Annotated in this window: 16 protein-coding genes; 6 read left to right on the top strand and 10 right to left on the bottom strand. The window is 36.5% G+C overall.

The window, feature by feature from the left end:
* Nucleotides 1-14: 14 nt before the first annotated feature.
* From tssM to EXE10_RS05375, 9 genes are all read right to left on the bottom strand, one after another.
* Entirely contained in the window at nt 15-3,929 is a 3,915-nt protein-coding gene (gene tssM / locus EXE10_RS05415; protein WP_228256786.1) for a type VI secretion system membrane subunit TssM, read from the bottom strand.
* Nucleotides 3,930-3,965: 36 nt separating this feature from the next.
* Entirely contained in the window at nt 3,966-5,357 is a 1,392-nt protein-coding gene (locus tag EXE10_RS05410) for a hypothetical protein (protein WP_130112627.1), read from the bottom strand.
* Nucleotides 5,358-6,350, bottom strand: a complete 993-nt coding sequence (gene tssG, locus EXE10_RS05405; protein WP_130112626.1) for a type VI secretion system baseplate subunit TssG — start codon at nt 6,348-6,350, stop codon at nt 5,358-5,360.
* Entirely contained in the window at nt 6,314-8,122 is a 1,809-nt protein-coding gene (tssF, locus tag EXE10_RS05400) for a type VI secretion system baseplate subunit TssF (RefSeq protein ID WP_130112625.1), read from the bottom strand. The genes tssG and tssF overlap by 37 nt, the downstream gene beginning before the upstream one ends.
* Before the next feature lie 20 nt (nt 8,123-8,142).
* A complete protein-coding gene (gene tssE / locus EXE10_RS05395) occupies nt 8,143-8,616 on the bottom strand; it encodes a type VI secretion system baseplate subunit TssE (RefSeq protein ID WP_068975192.1) in 474 nt (157 codons plus the stop codon).
* Between the two features lie 62 nt (nt 8,617-8,678).
* Nucleotides 8,679-9,182, bottom strand: coding sequence for an Hcp family type VI secretion system effector (locus tag EXE10_RS05390; RefSeq protein WP_068975193.1), 504 nt, complete (start codon nt 9,180-9,182; stop codon nt 8,679-8,681).
* Nucleotides 9,183-9,229: 47 nt separating this feature from the next.
* On the bottom strand, nt 9,230-10,714 hold the full coding sequence (gene tssC / locus EXE10_RS05385) for a type VI secretion system contractile sheath large subunit (protein WP_130112624.1): 1,485 nt from the start codon (nt 10,712-10,714) through the stop codon (nt 9,230-9,232).
* Nucleotides 10,707-11,216 (bottom strand): type VI secretion system contractile sheath small subunit, encoded by a 510-nt coding sequence (gene tssB, locus EXE10_RS05380; protein ID WP_068975195.1) that lies wholly within the window; start codon nt 11,214-11,216, stop codon nt 10,707-10,709. Before tssB ends, tssC begins: the two co-directional genes overlap by 8 nt.
* Nucleotides 11,217-11,248: 32 nt before the next feature.
* Nucleotides 11,249-11,839: a hypothetical protein gene (locus EXE10_RS05375; protein WP_228256782.1), complete on the bottom strand. Its 591-nt coding sequence runs from the start codon at nt 11,837-11,839 to the stop codon at nt 11,249-11,251.
* 421 nt (nt 11,840-12,260) lie between these two features.
* Between EXE10_RS05375 and tssH the strand changes: the two genes are divergently transcribed.
* From tssH to EXE10_RS05345, 6 genes are read left to right on the top strand one after another with little or no spacing between them, the layout of a single operon-like run.
* Complete coding sequence (gene tssH, locus EXE10_RS05370) at nt 12,261-14,939, top strand: type VI secretion system ATPase TssH (RefSeq protein WP_130112622.1); 2,679 nt, start codon at nt 12,261-12,263, stop codon at nt 14,937-14,939.
* 17 nt (nt 14,940-14,956) lie between these two features.
* Complete coding sequence (gene tssA, locus EXE10_RS05365; protein ID WP_130112621.1) at nt 14,957-16,063, top strand: type VI secretion system protein TssA; 1,107 nt, start codon at nt 14,957-14,959, stop codon at nt 16,061-16,063.
* Between the two features lie 6 nt (nt 16,064-16,069).
* Nucleotides 16,070-17,434 (top strand): type VI secretion system baseplate subunit TssK, encoded by a 1,365-nt coding sequence (tssK, locus tag EXE10_RS05360; RefSeq protein WP_068975199.1) that lies wholly within the window; start codon nt 16,070-16,072, stop codon nt 17,432-17,434.
* 13 nt (nt 17,435-17,447) lie between these two features.
* Nucleotides 17,448-18,248, top strand: a complete 801-nt coding sequence (locus tag EXE10_RS05355) for a DotU family type IV/VI secretion system protein (RefSeq protein ID WP_130112620.1) — start codon at nt 17,448-17,450, stop codon at nt 18,246-18,248.
* A gap of 15 nt (nt 18,249-18,263) precedes the next feature.
* A complete protein-coding gene (locus tag EXE10_RS05350; protein WP_087553882.1) occupies nt 18,264-18,836 on the top strand; it encodes a hypothetical protein in 573 nt (190 codons plus the stop codon).
* A complete protein-coding gene (locus EXE10_RS05345; protein WP_130112619.1) occupies nt 18,833-19,810 on the top strand; it encodes a M15 family metallopeptidase in 978 nt (325 codons plus the stop codon). Before EXE10_RS05350 ends, EXE10_RS05345 begins: the two co-directional genes overlap by 4 nt.
* Before the next feature lie 9 nt (nt 19,811-19,819).
* Here the strand turns inward: EXE10_RS05345 and EXE10_RS05340 are convergent, their stop codons facing one another.
* Nucleotides 19,820-20,317: a GNAT family N-acetyltransferase gene (locus tag EXE10_RS05340; RefSeq protein ID WP_228255426.1), complete on the bottom strand. Its 498-nt coding sequence runs from the start codon at nt 20,315-20,317 to the stop codon at nt 19,820-19,822.
* Nucleotides 20,318-20,462: the final 145 nt, after the last annotated feature.

The raw sequence follows: 20,462 nt of genomic DNA, 5'->3' as shown, positions 1-20,462 counted from the left end.
ATAATTTCCTTTTATCATTGAGTTACCCCACCATGATTTGCTGTAGTATTTGCAGCAGGTGCTGTGGATGGTGATGCAGGTGTCGCTTGAGGTTTTGCTGTACTCGGTTGTGTAGGTGCAGATGGTGGGGTTGTTGCTGTACCACCAAATGGTGAAGCTGCTTTTGGATTCGGTACTGCACCTGCTGGTGCTTGTTGTGCGGCAACAACAAGTTGTGCTTTTGGACTAGTGACACGATCAACCAACTTCAATCCAACATAGCCACGATTTGAACCAATCGGATTTGATGCATTACCACTAATCAAACGGAATTGAAGTTTGACAAATAAGTCCGCATTTTGTCTGCTTGCCCATGTCATTTCAAAACTGCCATTCAATGGCTTACGTTGTGCACTATCAATCAGCTTGTTAATACCATATTCACCCAGTTCTTCGAAAATAGTGTGTGTCTGTCCGTCCAAATCAATCGCAGTAATTCGAGCGCCAGGAATAGAGTTTGGATTTGGCCAAATAAAGTTCACCCATTGTTGGACACCATTTTCATAAACTAAACGTTGTCCATCAATATCAATGGTATATGACAATAACTTATTGTTTGGTAAAGGATAGAACTGGAAGTTTGACTGATTGGCAGGTGCAGGAGTACCACCTCCTCCTGCTGTAGCAGTACCATTCACAGGTGTCGTATATTGTTCAAAAGCAATAACAAACTCTGGATTTAAACCGATCCCCATGTTCTTCCATGTTTTAGAAGACAAGGTATAACCACGGCGAATCACAAATGGTTCGAGTGTTTCTTTGACAAATCTAGAAATACTTCCGTTATCCCCAAAAATCTGACCAATTTCATTACTGGTGGCTTGAATTGTACCTGATGAGTTGAATGGTACTTTTTGTGCAAGTGTTTGATTAAATGGTTGATACGCTTGAAGTGACCACAGTTTATTAATTTCATCCTGTGCAGGAACCAACAAACTATCAAAGGATTGAGTCAATGGGCTTACCAATAACTTTTGTACCATCTGCTGATCTAATTCTCCCAAACCAACAGTTAATTTTTCATCAACCACTTTTTGCGTTGCATTAAATACAGAACTTTGATCATTAATGGTTGCTTTCGCCAATGCCAAAGCACTTGGTCCAAAATCGCCTGCACTGCGTAAATCATTTAACTTACTTCTCACCTGAGCCATATTTTGTAAATAGTCATCAAGCAAAGATTTGTCTTGTAAGTCATCACGTTTACGGATCAGTTGATAAAACACTTGGAACTGTTGAGAAATTTCTCCTTGTTGTTGATTTGATGCACGTTGAACATCCTCAGTTTTACCTTGCCCTAAAACTTTACGTTTAAACCAAGCAATAAAACCTGTTTGTGGTGCTGCCAATTCAGCTTGAACCACTGGATTGTCCCAACTGGTTTCTTTAGCTACACGGTCTATATAAGTACGAATTGGAGAGTTTTGTGGCTCACCTAATACATCCATGATCTTGGTTTGCTGAGCAAAATCAGGGCCTTTGGCATAGTGCGTTGCATTGATAAATTTTTTCCATTCAGCAATATATTCTTGCTTATATAGTTTTGTCAGTTGTTTACGGATTTGATCTGGACTGCCACTAAATGTTAAGTCATCAGACTGTGTACTATTTAATACCCAATCTTTAGTATCTGTAGGTCTGTTTGCAGCTTCTTCAATCGCTTTATCAACATATTCATCCCACGCTTTTTGTGAGAACACACCAGGTAAGGCATATCCTCCTAACATGACATTACGATTTGCTTCACCCACGATCTGCGCCACAGTAACCGCTGGATAACGTACCGCAGCACGCATCTTAATTTCGTTATAGACACGATCACGCGCAGGCATACCACGAACAACAGAAAGCAACACTTGGCGAGATTGATCTACCAATTGAGCATCTGACTCTAACACTGGGAATTTTTCATCATTCGCCAAAGTCATTGAATAACTTAAAATCTTTTCCGCTTTCTGCATCATTTCACCACGTGGCATTTGACCACGGTTGGCATCTAACCATGAACGCCAGAAGCGAGTGACTTGATCACTTAAATGACTTGCATCCATATATTGTGGATTACTCATCATCAAATAAGCTTTCAGTGCATTGTATGCATCTTGTGGATTGGTATCTAAAGGTTCAGAAGCAATTTGGCTCGATGAAGTTTGCTTAATTTCTACATTGACATGATTTTGTTTGAGCACTTGTTCATTGTTTTTAACACGCTGTAAAAACTGAGCTATATTCTGCTGACTTGGTGTAAGTACAATTTGTTTAACACCTTTTAGATATTCAGCTTTTAACTTTTCTCTTAACTCATTACCCTGATACAGACCAAATGAAAACTTCAATGGGCGATGCGCATCGAAATCATCCAATTGCTCCAAACGTTGTTGCAAGATCAATAAAGAATCTATTTGAGTAGACAGCTCTTGACCTGAACTTTGCTCCATTTGCACAACTTTGTTTAAATCTGCTTGAACATCTGCAATCAACTGTTGGTTGTTACGATATGACCAAACCCATAAACCAAGGATAATCGACACCCCTAACAACGCCGCAATAAAACCTAAATAACGCTTACGTTTCGTCGTAGGGTTAATATGTTGTTTCACCAAGTTTTTATCTTTCAGAATCACTTCTGAGAATAAACCTTTTAAGAAATAACCATGGTTTTGAGAAATAGAATTTTGCGGAATACCGTGTTCACTATTTGGGATTTTAGACAGTTGAAAATCGTCCACAATCTGTTCCGTCATTGGGCTTTCAATCACACCTTCTTGTAAGGCACTGGTGAAATAGAAACCACGGAATACAGGTTTAAATTGATACGGATTTTCTTCAAATAATGTCCCAATAAAAGTTTTTAAAACAGGCTTTAAAGTCTTAAATTCCAGCGGGAATGTCATCACACTCGGAGAGATATTCTGTGCATGACGACGGCTTAAATGCGTCGTACTCACCCCTTTTAAACCATCATATAAAATATTGTAATGCTTCTCGAAATGCTCAACAGCATTATTCGATGACTCAGGGTCATAAGGCAGTGTTGCACCCCAAACTTGGTCGAACTCAGCAGCTTCATAACATTCAAAAAACTCAGTGAAGCCTGCGATCAAATCCATTTTTGAAAAAACTAAATAAACAGGTGCAAAAATTTCTAAACGTTCAGTTAAATCTTGAATACGTGCTCTTAAGCTTTTTGCCAATTTAATTGATTTTTCAGGACTTTGGCTGACCAATTCAGCCACACTCACAATCACAATTAAGCCGTTGATCGGAGCTTTAGAACGGTTCTTTTTGAGAATACTGAGGAAACCCAACCATTCTGAATGATCTTCCGAATAGACTGAATAACGACCAGCTGTATCCAACAACACCCCTTCTGTTGAAAAGAACCAATCACAATTTCGTGTACCACTTAAACCTGATGAAACTACTTTTTGATGGGTTTCTTCAAATGGGAACTTTAAACCCGAATGATAAATTGCAGAACTCTTCCCTGCCGCAGGGTTACCAATCACCATATACCATGGCAACTCATAAAGCGCAGCATTACCACTTTTATCACCCAATTTTGACTTGCGAATCAATTGGATGGAATCTTTCATTTGCTGATTAATCAGCGTTAATTCTTCTTTATCTTTTTGCTTACCGTATTCAGCCGTATTGTCTTGTTCAATCGCTTCAGCTAACGCTTCACCTTGTTCAGCATGTTTACGGCGTTGAAATAACCAATAGATCCCATAAATGATCAACCCAAGTACATAGGCAGCCATCATCATCACAAAATATTTACGTGGTACGGCACTGTACGAAGATACGATTGCAACAAATATCGACAGCGCAATAATCGCTTTCGGATTTGTTACGTACTGCCAAACATAACCTAATATTGTATATATCATTTTCTCTATTTCTTTCTAAATTATCTGTAATGTCTATGCAAACTCAGTCCCAACTACAACTTGAGTCTGTTGATGATCTGCACTATATACATAAGCAAATAAAGCCTCATCCAACTGTAAACTCAACATAAAGCTGAAGATTTTAGATAATGCTTGGGTATGCCCTAAACTCTCTTTACTATAAATATAATGATGTGCTTCGATCGCTGTATCCGCGAAGTTTTGTTCCAATTTCTTTAATTGTTTAAAATCGGTCTGATCATCCAAAACCAAAACAAATGGCTGCTCTTGATCAAACTGTTCACTCAGGTCTAAATTTAAATGTTTTAATGTTTTTACTGCTTGATTTGAATTTAAAGCAATACGAATCGATTTACTGACCTGTATATTTTGTAATTCAACCTTTGAATTACCAATACAACAGGTACTAATATATTCTGACGGAATATATTTTTCACTCATCCAAGTACGATCATCGACCGTTTCTTGGTCAATTTCTGAATCTACAGCAATCAACAATGATACTTCTGAATCCTGCGATTCAATTCTTTTCAATAATTTAATCCAATCTTGATAAGCTGTTGTCTCTCCCCAATAGTGATATTCCGTATCAAACTGTTGATCGATAATGCCCAGTTCAGTTAAGTAATGATGGATCAGCTCTGATCCTTCTGTTTCATTCCACGCATGAAATAAATTTTCAGGCAAAATTAGATGGACATTTAAACGATTCAATCGTGGAACTGCTTCAACTGTAGCTTGTTCTGTAGTTTCGTCATCATATTCTTGATTTGGGTTTATCCAAGCTGGATGCATACGATATTCAAGTGCCAATTTAGCATCATAAAACATCGCTGAATTTTTGAGTTGTTCTGCGATTTGGTACAAGGTTTCAGTATTTTGTTCTAACTGTTGCTGAATCAGTGTGGTCATCCGCTTTTGGCGATTCGATATACTGGATTCAACATCTTCCAAATCATCTTCAATTTCTTGAATTCGATAAGACAGAATAGGTAGCCCATATCCATTGACTAGTTTTTGATCCAGCTCTGCACTTATACCCTCTTTTAACTGGTGCAAATGCATTTCATTTTCACCCAAAGCACTCAGACTCGAAGCGGCATATACTTTTAAACTCACCGATTCTATTTCTTCCTCAGTGATCTCTTCGGCTTCTTGTTGTTGCTCTGAACGTTTTTGCTCTTCTAATTGTTGTTGCTCTTTCTTTTCTTGACGACTGCTATACCATTTTTTGATGATGACAGGTGCCATAACCAACATCGTGATGCCAAGCGGGATTAAACCAAAGAAAATAAGAAAATCTGACCCACTTGGATCATATTTGGTATCACGCCAATAAAACACCACAACCAATGAAACCAGCACGAGCATGCTGACGAAGGTTCCAAGAATTAATTTAATCATCTATGACACCCCAATGAGCGAATAGCACGTTTCATCATTATCACTTTGTAGTTTAGGCATCACAAAAGCACCTTGCGCCAAACCCACTTGAGTCTTAGAACTCAACTGCAAAGGCTGAACTTCTTCTTTAGCCAGAATCAATCGAAGATCAACCAATAAAGTTGGGCTACACCAACTTTGCAAAATTTTCTTTAATTTTTTACTGTGTTTTTTCTTTGGTAAAAAGTCTAAATACTGGGCATAACTCAAAGGACCGATTTGAATTTCAATCTTGCCGTCAATTTGACGAATGGTTTCACCACAAAAAGTATTTACCCCCAGTAAAAAAGGCTGCTGTCCACCCAATTTGGTTCTTTGCTCATCGCCTAACTTAAATTTTTCAGGAATATATTCTTTGACTTCTACCGACTCATTAAAAACACAGGCAAGCATCGTTTTCAACGCATGTGCTGTATTATTTTGCCCCTGCATCAAGCCTGCAAATTCAGCGAAATAATCATCTAAATCATCTTGTTGATGCTGATTACGAATATAACCATTCAGCGCATGCAAAATATCTAAATAGTGATTTTCTTTTTCTACTTCATATCGCACAGGCAAGTTATAACTCAGACTAGCATCGACAAACTGAGCGGTAAGCTTATGATTGAATAAACCTAGAAATTTCTGTACCTCAACACGCTGCTTACGTGGTGCCTGTTTAACTTTATTGGTATAGGTATAAGGCATCGCACCCTGCATACCTGTTAAACCTACAATCAGATTGGTGATCTGGATCTTGTCATCATCTTGTAGCAAAGACTCAACTTCATGCTTTGGAAAATTGAGGTTCAGTGAACATTCAAATTGAAAGTCATCAGACCAATTTTTCAGTGTCGAAACTTGAGGAGCATGTCGTAACAAACGCGTGGTTTGAACAAATTCGTAGGCTGTAGGTGTTTTAAAAAGCTCATCAACTACAGAAGCTTCTTGCCACCAACGTTCTGTGCGCATTGGTATAACTCCTGTTTAGTATTATGATCTCGGACAAAAACATCCACAAAACTGTTCATTTGTACTTTTAAATTAAAAATATGACTGACCAACTGACTGAAAATATACAAACTATGCCCACGGAAAACTTGAGCATCAATATCGATTAGAACTTTGACGCCTCGAACAAACATCGGGAACGGTTTTGCTTCGACTAACTTATGAGTAATCTCAAATTCAATGGTTTTAATCGCATCAATAATTAAATGATTTTCTTTAGATTTTGGTAAGTTATAAAGCTCTAATAATTCTTTAATATGACTCACTGCATCGCCTTTCATCAGCGCCAAAGTATTTAAAGAAAGATGCGAAATAATGCGCCATTGTTCATTTTTATTTTTTTCAAATTGAAATGGTTCTGTCGGTCTTTTCAAAACCAATGCACGGCGAGCAATGGTACTGTCATTCAAATTCAAGACATTATTCGACTGCCCCAATGCTTCATGTGGTAGATCACGATTTGAGCACAATAGCTTACAACTCACAAAATCAGACTTAATGCTTTGTGGCTCGAGATCTTTAGAGATAATTGAATAACCTGTTTCTACGAACTGATTTTGTAAAATCGTTGGATTCAGTGCATAAAAAAACTGAACATCATCGCCATGATAATGACTCATTGCAAAAAATGGCAAGATTGGATAAATCACCTGATCTTGATTACTTTTCTCACGAATCAAATTCATCTCGACAATCGAATAAACTTGATAAAACTCAGGGTGATGTGCATCTGTAATTAAAGGATATTCTAAATTTTTATGATTGATTTTTTGTGGTTCAGCTTGCTTTTCAAATAGATTAACAACTGGGCTCGTAAACAATTTAAAATTCGCCACATTCAATTCTGAATAATTACGAATAATTGCTTGATCATTTAAATTGAGTTTTAAATGGATCTGAATTTCAAAACTTTGCTGGTCTGATTTCAAGTGCTTAAGAACATCTAAATTCAAATTTAAATAACTGAATTTTTCAGGAAAGCAAAAATATTCAATCAACAAACGATAAGCATGATGTGTATGCTGATCGATAGGCAATATACTTTCATTTTCATCAAAACCCATGACTTCAAATGGATTTTTAATTGAAATGACTTTTTGATTTATCCGCAGACTAAAACTGGTATCCTTATGAAAGATATGATCTAGAACTTGTAGCGGAAAATTTGAAATTGCATCTAAATAAATAGGGAGCTTCTCAAGCTTTAACCAATTCTTAGCAGGATTTAACAAATCAAATTTTAAATTTAAAGTCGCATTTTGATTGAGGTGAATATGCGCACTCGGGTTGGTTTGAAAACTTAAACTTTCTAATTGGATCGGTAAAAGGCGCACTTCAGCACTCGTCGTAAACTCGCATTGCACACCTTTAAAACTTCTAGACTTTAACGACGTTCCTTTAGCAATTACATGTGCTTCTGTAAGCTGTTTTTGTTTATTAATATCTTCAAAGCTGACAACAGAACAAGCTGGAAAATGGCGTAAATATTGAGGGAACATCACCTCAAATAAAGAACGAGTAAAAATATCATAACTATCGGCTAATTTTTTATCGATACGTGCAGCAATCAAGGAAAAGGCTTGAATCAAACGTTCAATATGTGGATCATCAATTTGTTCTTGGTTTAATGATAATCGCTGTGCAATTTTAGGATATTTATCTGCAAATAAACGGGACTGCTGTCCAAATTCTTGTAATTGCTTTTCATAATACGGTAAAAGTTCTTCGATCACGACATACCCACTTTATATTTTTAAGATTTTGCTGAAATTTCATATTGTTGTGTTGTTGGTTTAAGTAAGGCATCAAAAATTACGGGTTCATACAGTGGGTGGATATTTAAGTAAGCTTGAATACTTAAACATAAAGACCCTACATTTTGGTCATCTAATTGCATTTCTACTTTAATTTGCTTTAATCGGGGCTCATGTGCGGCAATGGATTGTTCTATTGATTGGCAAATCGTATCTCGGTCTGTTGGATTTGCAGTAGAAAGTCCTACAAAATCAATAATTCCAAATTGAACAATTGACTTTTTTGCCTGAGGATAATCATCAAAATCTGTATCAAGTTTGGCTATACGTGTATTCAGTAAGTCTTCTAAATCTTGAGCAACGGAATCTCTCAGCTCTTTTAATGAAAGCCCTTTGCTATACTCATCTTCAACGATTAAACGATCAAATAATGTAGATCGAAATCCATAGGGGTAAAGTTGATCTAAATTCATAGATTAAATTCTTATATAGAGTAACAGAAGGGACATTGATGCCCCTTCTGTCTTACATCTAATTACGCATTGAATGCTGCAGTATTTGTAGATAGAGACCATTTAGAAACAACAGTACCTTTAGCATTTCCGCTAATATCTTGTTGTAAATAAGTCCATTCTACTGCTGCATATTTCAAACCAAATGATTCAGTCGGTACACCTTCTTCATTTACAGAAGGAGTTACACTTGAAATCAGTACATGTTTCAATTTGATTTGAAGATATTTGATACGCTTTTCACCATTTGCACGATAAAAATCAACTTGTACTTCATCAAATGTATAACCAGCAGAAGAGGCTTCCCAAAGTTTTGGACTTGTTGCATCCAAATCTTTAACGAAAACCATATCTGAATGCTCTACACGTTCAGCAGTATGACCACCAACGCTTGATGAAGTAGCAGATTTTGGTTGACGAATATTATGAGACCAAGAATTAACTTCTAGCCAATTTTTGTGCTCAGAATCACGCGACTCGCCATCTACTTTGTATTTACCTTGAAAACGAACGTATATATCTTTCATTGGAATTACCCTTATTTTTTAAAGTTATTATTTAGCTACACTCTAATTTAATTCGAGGACTGAGGTAACTCAGTAACAAGTCGCAATGAAACCGACAACTCATCCAGCTGGAAATGTGGTCTTAAAAAAACCACAGACTTGTAGTGGCCTGGCTCAGCAGGATTTTCTACAACTTTTACAGAAGCCTCACGAAGCGGATATTGCGCTTTAGCTTCCAGTGAAGCTCCATCATCTAGGAGTACATATTGTGACAACCACTCATTCAGGAAAGCCTCAATATTTCCCGCAGATGCAAAACTACCGACTTTATCGCGCATCATTGCTTTCAAATAATGTGCAATACGAGAAACAGCCATAATGTATTGAATCTGACTCGACAACGAAGAATTCGCATTGGCTGTATCACTATCATATTTCTTCGGCTTTTGAGTCGATTGCGCACCAAAGAACGCTGCGTAATCCGTATTTTTACAATGAACCAATGGTATAAAACCAAGGTCACTTAATTCTTTTTCACGACGATCTGTGATAGCAATTTCTGTTGGACACTTGAATGCAACCTCTCCATCACTGGTTTTAAACGTATGCACTGGCAAGCCTTCAACCATACCACCACCTTCAACACCACGAATTGCAGCACACCAACCATGTTGGTCAAATGCATTAGTCAAACGAGTACCAAAAGCGTATGCAGCATTCATCCATAGATATTCATCATGGTTTTGACCTGAAACATCTTCTACAAAATTAAAGCCTTCCGTTGCCCAACCTTCTTTAGGATCATAAGGCAAACGTCCTAAAACTCTCGGCATCGTCAAAGCAACATAGCGAGAGTCATCACTTTCACGGAAAGAACGCCATTGTACGTATTCTGCTGTTTCAAAGACTTTTGAAACATCACGTGGACGATCAATATCGGTAAATGACTCTAATCCCAACATATTACTACTTGCAGCCGAAATAAACGGTGCATGGGCAGCAGCAGCTACATGTGACATTTGTTCCAACAGATACATATCTGAAGGCGTACGGTCAAATTCGAAATCACCAATTAATGTTGCGTATGGTGCGCCACCAAATGAGCCATATTCTTCTTCATAGACTTTTTTGAATAACGTACTTTGATCGAAATCTGTCGCACCTTGGAAATCTTTCACCAACTCTTTTTTCGTTGTATTCAGCATACGAATTTTAATTAAAGGATTCGAAGGTGATTCTTGACAGAAATAATATAAACCGCGCCAAGTCGATTCAATTTTCTGAAATTGTTCGTGATGCATGATTTGGCTGAGTTGCTTTGAGATTAATGCATCAATTTCAGCGATACGTTTATCAATCGACAAAGACATATTCTCAGAAACAGTAATTGTTCCCGCCATCACCTCTTTGGCTAATTCACCAATCAAGCTTTTGGCACGATCATGCTCTTCATCATTACGTGCAATTCGACTACGTTCTACAATTGAATCAAGTAAACCAATCTCTTCTACAGCTGTATCTTGTTGTGCATTATTTGCCTGTAAATTACTCATGATCAGGACCCGCCTCTGCACTTAATTTACGAATCTGATCAGTGTTTTGCAAAACTTCATCAAGCAAATCTTCTAAACGTTCACTATTCGAAATTTTATTTCTCAAGTCGGTTAAACGCTCACGTGCCTCAACCAATTTTTTTAGAGGATCTACCTGCTGTACAACATTCTCAGGTCTAAAATCTGCCATTGATTTAAATGTCAAATCAACTGACATACGACCACCTTCTTCAGTCAAAGTGTTTTCGACTTGATAAGCTGCTCGTGGAGACAATGATTCCATAACTTCATCAATATTTTCTAAATCAACATTGACGAATTTTTTATCTTTTAGCTTAGTTTTTTCTAATTCAGATGCTGCTGAAAAATCGCCCAACACACCAACAACAAAAGGAAGCTCCTTAACCTCTTTCCCATCACCAACTTCTACATCATAAGTAAGTTGCACACGAGGTGGCCTAATTCGTTGTAATTTTTTCTGTACACTTTCACGTTTTGCCATTTTTGTTATCCATTAAATACTAATAAAGAAAATTACATTGGGAAGTTTGGTCGCGTTGTTGTAGCAGGTTTTAGTGCTACAGGTGTAGTTGCTGGTGGCGTCGTACGTACTGGAGTCGTTCTCACAGGAGTTGTACGATTTTTTACTGTACGTACTTTTGCTGGTTTTGTTGTCTTGGTTACTGAAGATGCTTGACTTTCCTGTTTTTCAACCAAAATAGCTGCTGGTGCTGCACTTTTAACAGCATCAACGAAACTCTTGGCAACTGGATAGGTTTTTTCTTCAGACAAATATCTAACTTCGGTATTGATCATTTTATTCAAAGCATCCTTTGCAAGGCTAATGCCTGCAAGAAATTTAACATCAGTCAGTGTTGTGCTTTGTATATTTTGACCTTCCAAAAAATTCACGAGTTGTAATGCTTTATCATTTTTCCCAAGTTGCTGAAATTTTTCAGCAGCTGATACCAAAAGCATGTCCTTATTATCTTTGTTTTTCTTATCACAAACTTGAGCATAGATCGACAAGAGCTCTGGGCTCGTTTCACCTGCCACGACTGGATAATCTTTAATACACGATTTTTTTAGTTTGATTTCATCATCTGCGTAAGTGAAACTAGTCACAAGTGATGCTCCAAGAACTAAAAAGCATGAAATAAAATTCTTATTCAAAACTAACCTCAATATTCTCATAATTTCAGTTTTTCAATGATTTACTATAGATGTTTTATAGGTTTGTATATTTAAAACTGCTATGTTTATTTTAAAATTTCTTCAAAATAAAACTAAAAAAAACCTAACCCGTCAAGTTAATTTTCGTATCAAAAATATAAATTATTAATTTTTAATACTTTTTATGAAAAATAAATAATATACACAATATGACACCTTCACAAAAATTATTTTTTATGTAAAATATTTTTTAGACGAATTTTGAAAATTATTAAGTCTTTGATTTTTATATACTAATATAAATTTAAAGTATTGCCAGTTAGAAAATTTATAATTTAGTCACTAGAAAACAGTGTATTCATGAGAGAAAAAAATGACAGATTTAAAAGTTTTAATTAAAAAACTATCAACTTCATCTCGTACTTCATTAGAACAATCTGCAAATTTATGTGTAAATCATCAAAATTTTGAAATCGAAATTGAGCATTTTTTTGTCAAATTATTAGAACAACCACAAAATGATATTGAAATATTACTAAACAAATACAAAATCTCTAAAGATGGTTTAGTTGCCGATTTACTTGAATGTATTTCGCAACTCCCAAAAGGAAATACGCGTACTCCTATCTTTTCAAAATCTATAGTTCGGCTGTTAGAACAAGCATGGTTATTAGCTTCAGCTGAACAAGATCCAGTCATCCGAAGTGGTCATTTGTTGATTGCCCTTCTTACAGCATCTGATCTTTATCAAATTGCGATTCGGGCATCTAGTTTATTTGATCTGTTCCCGATCGATACAATGAAGCATAAGTTTCTAGAAATTTGCTTGAACAGTTCTGAAAATATTCAAGTGAATAATCAAGAGAATAACGCACAAGAAATAGCTGTTAATACTGAATCAGATAATGTAACTAAAAAAACACCAGCATTGGATCAATTCACGATTAATTTAACTGAAAAAGCCAAAAAAGGGGGCATTGATCCTGTTATCGGCCGTGAATATGAAATTCGCTTAATGCTCGATATTTTAATGCGTCGACGTCAAAACAACCCGATTTTGACAGGTGAACCTGGTGTTGGTAAGACTGCTGTTGTTGAAGGCTTAGCTTTAAAAATTTCCCAAAACCAAGTCCCTGATGCATTAAAAAATGTGCAAGTACATTCCTTGGATATGGGACTGTTACAAGCAGGTGCAAGTGTTAAGGGTGAGTTCGAAAATCGCTTAAAACAAGTCATTCAAGAAGTCCAACAATCAGCACATCCGATTATCTTATTTATCGATGAAGCACACACCATGATTGGTGCTGGTGGGCAAGCTGGGCAAAATGATGCAGCGAATTTATTAAAGCCTGCGCTTGCACGTGGTGAGTTAAGAACAATCGCGGCAACAACTTGGGCTGAATATAAACAGTATTTTGAGAAAGATGCAGCTTTAAGTCGTCGCTTCCAAGTGGTTAAAGTTGAAGAACCCACTGAAGAAGTGGCAATTGATATGCTACGTGCCATGATCCCAGTCATGGCAAATCATTTTAATTTACGTATTGATGATGAAGCGATCGTAACAGCAGTTCATTCCTCACATCGTTATATCAGTGGTCGCCAACTACCAGATAAAGCGATTAGTGTACTTGACACAGCTGCTGCCCGTGTTGCACTCACTCAAAATGCTCAACCGGTGAAACTAGATCAGCTTAAAGCACAACAGCATAATTTGAATCTTGAATTAAACATTATTGAAAATGAGCACTTGCATAATCCTATTCATGACGAGCGCTTAACTCAACTCAAAGCATCCTTGGATGTTCTCAATCAAGATATTGAAAATACTGAAAAGCAGTGGCAAACCGAGCTTCATTTTATTCAACAAATTCAAAGCTTAGAACAAAGCGAAACTGCTGCCCAACAAGCTACAAAGGATGAAATTCTAAAAATTCGTTCGCAGCTACACGCATCCCAAGGTCAAGAACCTCTTGTTTTTGAACGTGTTAATGCACAGATCATCAATGAAATTATTTCTGATTGGACAGGTATTCCTGTCGGAAAAATGGTCAATGATGAGATCAAACAGATTTTAAGTCTAGAAGAAAAACTTGAACAGCGTGTGATGGGACAAGACTATGCACTTCATCAACTGGTTCAAGGTATTAAGACCTCAAAAGCTCGTTTAGAAGACCCGAATAAGCCACAGGGTGTATTCATGCTTGTCGGTCCGAGTGGTGTGGGTAAAACTGAAACTGCTCTAGCACTTGCAAATGAACTCTATGGTGGTGAATCACACCTCATCACGATTAATATGTCTGAGTACCAAGAAGCACATACAGTTTCATCCTTAAAAGGTGCCCCTCCTGGCTATGTCGGTTATGGTCAAGGAGGCGTACTGACAGAAGCTGTGCGTCGTAATCCGTATAGTGTTGTGCTATTGGACGAAATCGAAAAATCTCACAGTGACGTACAAGAGCTTTTCTATCAAGTATTTGATAAAGGCACACTTGAAGATGGCGAAGGTCGTGTGATTGATTTTAAAAATACCACGATTTTACTCACCTCGAATACTGGCTCAAATGCCATTATGCAAGCTTGCCTTAACCAGCCTGTTGAAGAGTGGCCAAATGCAGACGAACTGATTGAACAGCTTAAACCAAGTTTATACAAACAATTCAAACCTGCTTTCCTTGGTCGTATGCGAATTGTACCATATTTCCCACTTCATGATGATCTTTTAGTCCGCATTATCGTACATAAATTAGGCAAAATTACTGCGCGTTTAGAAAAACAATATGAAACAAAAGTTACGCATAGTGATGATTTAATTGAATTGATTTTAAGTCGTTGCACTGAAGTTGATAGTGGTGCACGTAATGTAGACAATATTTTAAACTCTACAGTACTACCCGCTTTAGCCACTGAAATCTTGGTTGCCTTAGCAGAACAAAAATTACCAAAAATCATCCATATCGATGTGAAAGATGATGAAATCATTTACCTTTTAGATCCACAAGACAAAGTCGCTAAGAAAAAAACCAGTAAAAAGACAAAGAGTGTGGAAGCTTAAATATACGAGTATAGAAAATGGATATTAATTTAGACACATTATTAGAACCCATATCAGAAGAACATCCATGTGGTGATGATTTTTCATTTTCCAATGATTTTCATGACATTAAAAAAGCACGCACGCATGATGATCCTTTGCTTGACCAAGGTGATTGGGTTGCCGAACCGAAACAAGCAGATTGGTCATTTGTAGCAGACAAAACCGTTCAATTATTGTCAGAAAAAACCAAAGATATCCGCCTACTTACGTGGTTGACGGAAGCTTGGGCGAATTTATATGGTTTTGAAGGTCTAATCAAAGGGCTTGAACTCAGTCACCGTGTATTGGAACAGTATTGGCTCAAGCTTCATCCTGAAATTGAAGATGACGATTTGGATCAACGACTTGGTTTATTACAAGGATTTACAACCCAACTTCCAAACTTAATTAAGAATGTTCCACTGATTAATATTCAGCCATACTATTCTCTTGCACAGTATGAAAGTTTTTTACACTTACAAAATACTCGACGCAAACAAGCTGAAGATTCAGATAGTGTAGAAGCTTCTATAGAATTGGACCAATTCAATCAAGCACTTTTTAATACTTCTCGTACCTTTCAATACCAAAGTTATCAGCAATTTCAAGAAATTTTGCAACATTGGAATATTATTAAACAAGTCCTTGACGCTTTAATGGAATTAGAAGCACCAAGTTTCGCGAGTATTGATTCACAACTTGAAAATATTCAAATGAATCTAAAAAAAATCTATAAAGCAGAATCATTTGGAAGTACGACTCATGTCGCGGCTACTGAAGATAATCCCGTACAAGCTAATCCTGTAGCAACCAATGAAAACCTTGCGCATCCTATTGTTCAGCAAGCTCAAGGCTTTCAGCCTCAACCGCAAAGCCATTTACAAAATCGTGAACAAGCAATGCGTGTTTTACAAGATATTGCAGATTATTTTCAAACCAATGAACCACATAGCCCAGTCAGTTATATGCTACAAAAAACCATTAAGTGGAGCCAAATGCCTTTGCATGAATGGTTAACTCAAGTCATTAAAAATGAAAACCCTCTTGATTCTATTCAAGAATTGTTGGGTGTAAACCAAAATAATGAATCTTCAGAGTGGTAATAATTTATGTTTAAAGCAGAAAAAATACTTTGGGGTGAAGGTTTATTTTTAAGACCACAGCATTTCCAATTACAAGATAGCTATCAAGAACAACGTTTAAATCATACGATTCGCTCAACAATTCCATATCCTTACGGCATAAAAAATTTACGCTTTGATGAAACTCAGCTCGGTACACATATCCTTGCTTTAGAACAGATCGACATGATTTGGCAAGATGGTGAGATTTATCAAGCACCTGCTAAAGATTTATTACCACAGCCAATCTTATTGGATGAGCTAAATTTACGTGGTGAAATGGTCATCTATTTGGCTTTACCGTTGTTACAGCCAAATAAGAAAAATCTTTCAGATGATCTAGATAAACAACCTGCACGTTATCATTCCTATCTCAATGAAACGCATGATTTATTTACCGATGCGACACCAGCTGAGATTACGTTCCTCAGACGTCGTACTGAATTCAAACTTTTTGATGTCCAAGCAGATCCGAATCAAGACTTGGATGGTTTTTTATATTTAGCAATTGGTAAAATAAAAAGACATAGTTCTGGCAGTTTTGAATTAGATACGAAATATATTCCACCGATTTTACATATCCAATCTAACGAAACATTGCTGTCGAATCTAAAACGTACGTTGAATGTCGTTCGTGCAAAAATCAAAATGATTCAAACCAATAATCGTGAAAATGAACAAAAGCTGATTGAATTTCGTTCTGGTGATATTGTTTCTTTCTGGTTGGTTAACGCATTAAATACAGCACATGCAACATTAAACCATCTATTGCAGAATCCGCAAATTCACCCAGAAAAATTATTCTTTGAATTATTACGTTTAACAGGCTCTTTGTTAACATTTTCAACGGCATATGAAGTGGAACACTTACCTCAATACCAACACCATAATTTACAAGATAGTTTTACCCAGCTCGATAAAATTTTACGTGAACTTTTAGACACGATTATCTCTAGCCGTTATATCAGTATTGCACTAAAAGAAATTCGCCCATCTTATTGGGTTGGAAGTCTTGAAACAGATAAAATTACCAAAGAAACTAGGCTGTATATTGCTGTATCTAGCAGTATGATGCAAACCCATGAACTGATTCAGATTGTTCCATTACGCTTTAAAGTCGGTAATACCGTTGATGTTGAACAACGTGTTGTTGCTGCACTACCTGCAATTCCAATTCATCATTTGGTTCAGATTCCAACCGCAATCCCAGTACGTTCAGGTGTCAGTTATTTTGAAATTGAACCACATCATGAAATGTATCAACGCATGCTTGATTCAGAAACAATCTGTATCTATGTCCCTGCGGGATTCCAAGACATTAGTATTGAATTAATCGCTGTGATGAATGGGTAAGGAGAATAATTAAATGAATCAAAATAATGCAGCTCCTTCACTATTCGATGATGGACAAATTGGTATCGGTTCTTTACCGCAGCAATCTAAAAATACGCAAGCAACAAATTTGGTCGACTTGCTACATGATGGTTTTTATATCGTATTCCTTATTAAAAATCAGTATGTCCCAGAAAATGCAGATCGTTTTAAAGAGAAGATTTTAGATTTACTCAATCGTTTTGAACATCAAGCGAAAAAACTACAGTTTTCACCTGAAGATATTCATGATGCGAAGTATGCCTATTGTGCACTACTTGATGAAACTATCGTGACACAACAAGATCCTGCATTTTTTAATCTGCAAAACCATTGGTTGATTAGCCCTTTACAATTAACTTTATTTGGGTCGCAGCTGGCAGGTTATCGTTTTTTTGAATTTTTAGAACTCATTCGAGGGCGTGGAAAAGAGCGACTTGCATCCATGGAGGTTTTTCATTATTGCTTACTGTTGGGTTTTCAGGGTAAATATCGTATTGAATCTATTGAAAGTTTAAATCATTTGGTTGCACGCGTGGGTGATGAAATTGATTACCTTAAAGGTAAAAAGACTGCTTTCTCACCATTTGCTGCATTGCCAGATCAGATCAAAAATATTATTCATCGTGAATTGCCCTTTGCCTGGATCTTAATATTCTTACTCATCTTTGCCTTACTTGCATTTACAGGATTAAGATTCATGTTAAATAAAAATGAAAATGCCTCTCTCGCTAAATTTAATAATGTGATTTCAGCACCTGCGGAACAAGCCAATATTACGATTCACTTGCCTTAATGATCGGGTAATATCATGACACAAGAAAAACAAACATCGATTAGAATATTACAAAGTAAACCTACAAAGAAGACTTTAGGTCAATCGACGATTTTTTTATTAGGATTACTGACTGGTGTTATCATCGCCAGTATTTTTTTCTTAGCTTTTATGCAGATCAATTCGACAAAAAACTTAAATACAACAGCAATAACGGATCCCTCATCAGAAATACAACAATCCAATGAATCTCGTGATGAAGAGAATTCAGCATCACATCATGATGAAAGTTCTGTCGCTTATAAACAGCATATGGATGATAAAGATTTTAATAAAATGTTTAAGCATGAAAATAAATCTACAGAACAAAAAAATCCGAGCGGTTCTCCATTTGAACAAATTATTAAACCTGAAGTTAAACAACTTCCCCCTACAATTCATAAACCACAAAGTACAACCATAAAGCCGACTACAAATCAGGTAAAACCAAAACCTGAGGCTAATATCAAAGTTGCTGCAAAAGAGATTAAGCCAGAACCAGAAGAAATTTCACCAGAAGGTTCCGTGAAAATGTCGATTGAAAAAAAGGTTGTTGAAGACAAACCATGATTTTGTTTGTTGTTTGTTGTTTTATTTTCCTTGTACTCTGCCTTAGCTTTTTAATGTCTTATGAGCTACGGCATAAAACAATAGACTTTTTTAAATCTTTAATACCACATGGAAAAAGTAAGTTTGACTCAGCAAAAAGTTTTGCTGAGCAAATGAATCAGGCTGCATCAGCAAATCAAACGCAAACACATTGGCATCTACAACAGTGGTGGATCTTGATTGCTGGCTTTTTCTTATTATCAAGCATCCTAGTTTTTGCATTTACTCGACCCATCGATCCAACTAAAGTGGAAGCTGAATATTTAAGAAAAACTGACCCACAAATTTACGCCTTACTCAACGGTGAAATTTTGAGCCCACCGCCAGAAGTAGATGAAGGTTTAATTGATGCTGCAATTATACAAGCTCAAATATTAGAGGGACAAAATCCCATACCAAGTCTGCAAATCCCAGCTGGCAATCCAACTGTTATTGACAACGAAGAGTTTGGGGACCAACGTAGTAGCTTTGATACAACAATGATTGACCGTAAATGGGACAAAATGCACCCAAGCTATAAACAGCGACTGCTCATGGTCTTTAAAATTATGAAAGAACGACACGGTTATGAAATGGTTCTCCTCGAAGGTTATCGTAGTCCTGAGCGACAAACACGTTTATCTGGAAATACAGCAACAACATTAGCAAAAGCCTATCAAAGTTATCATCAATTTGGTTTAGCGGCTGACGTTGCATTTAAACGTGATGGAAAAGTTGTTATTTCTGAACGTGATCCTTGGGCATGGAAAGGCTATCAACTTTATGGTGTTGTTGCTGAATCTGTTGGCTTAACATGGGGAGGACGTTGGACACGTATTCATGACTATGGTCATACAGAATTCCGCATGCCAGGACTTCGTAAAAACCGTGAATCAGCGGAAAGATTGATAGCAGAAGCTCAAGGACAAGGTTTAATGGCGAATAATATTCAATAACATTTAATTTTAAGTATTTAACACTTTTTCCATGACAATTACAGGTAGGTGATTGTCGTTTTTATTTCTTCTATAAAGTTCAACAAAGCCTTCTCTCAACCAAAATGATAATGCTCTCTGATTTGACTCTAATACAGCAATTCTTATTCGGTGGCATTCCCATTGTTGAGCCAATTCTATAATAAAACCTAATGCCTTTACCCCAAAACCTAAGCACTGATGAGATTCTTTAAATAATAGTAATCCAATAAAAATAGTCTGTTGATTAGGATAACCACGTATTAAATCCATACAACCTATAGCTATTTTATTAGAATAAATAGCATAAAAAAACTTTTGCTCTGATGAACATCCATTTGGTAATGCCTGTAGATCATGTCGTACAGTATCTGTCTGACCCTGTACCATTTGAAAATAATGTGGAGAACCTTCGTATATTGATTGAATTGTTAATATATCTGTCTCATTTGTTTGTATAACTTGGCGAAAAGTAAGCATTTCCATCATAATAATTCTCTACCTATTTTCAATTTATTAGCTATTACCACGGCTATTTACAATAGCGAATCCTATTTTAGCTTTCCTTTAATTCTAATGTTCTTCTGTTTTATACAATTCACTAAAATACAGACTATAAAAAACACCCTCAACT

This window comes from Acinetobacter sp. WCHAc060033 (genome assembly GCF_004209125.1).
GTDB lineage: Bacteria > Pseudomonadota > Gammaproteobacteria > Pseudomonadales > Moraxellaceae > Acinetobacter > Acinetobacter wuhouensis.
This window is presented reverse-complemented; position numbering and strand designations above follow the sequence as displayed.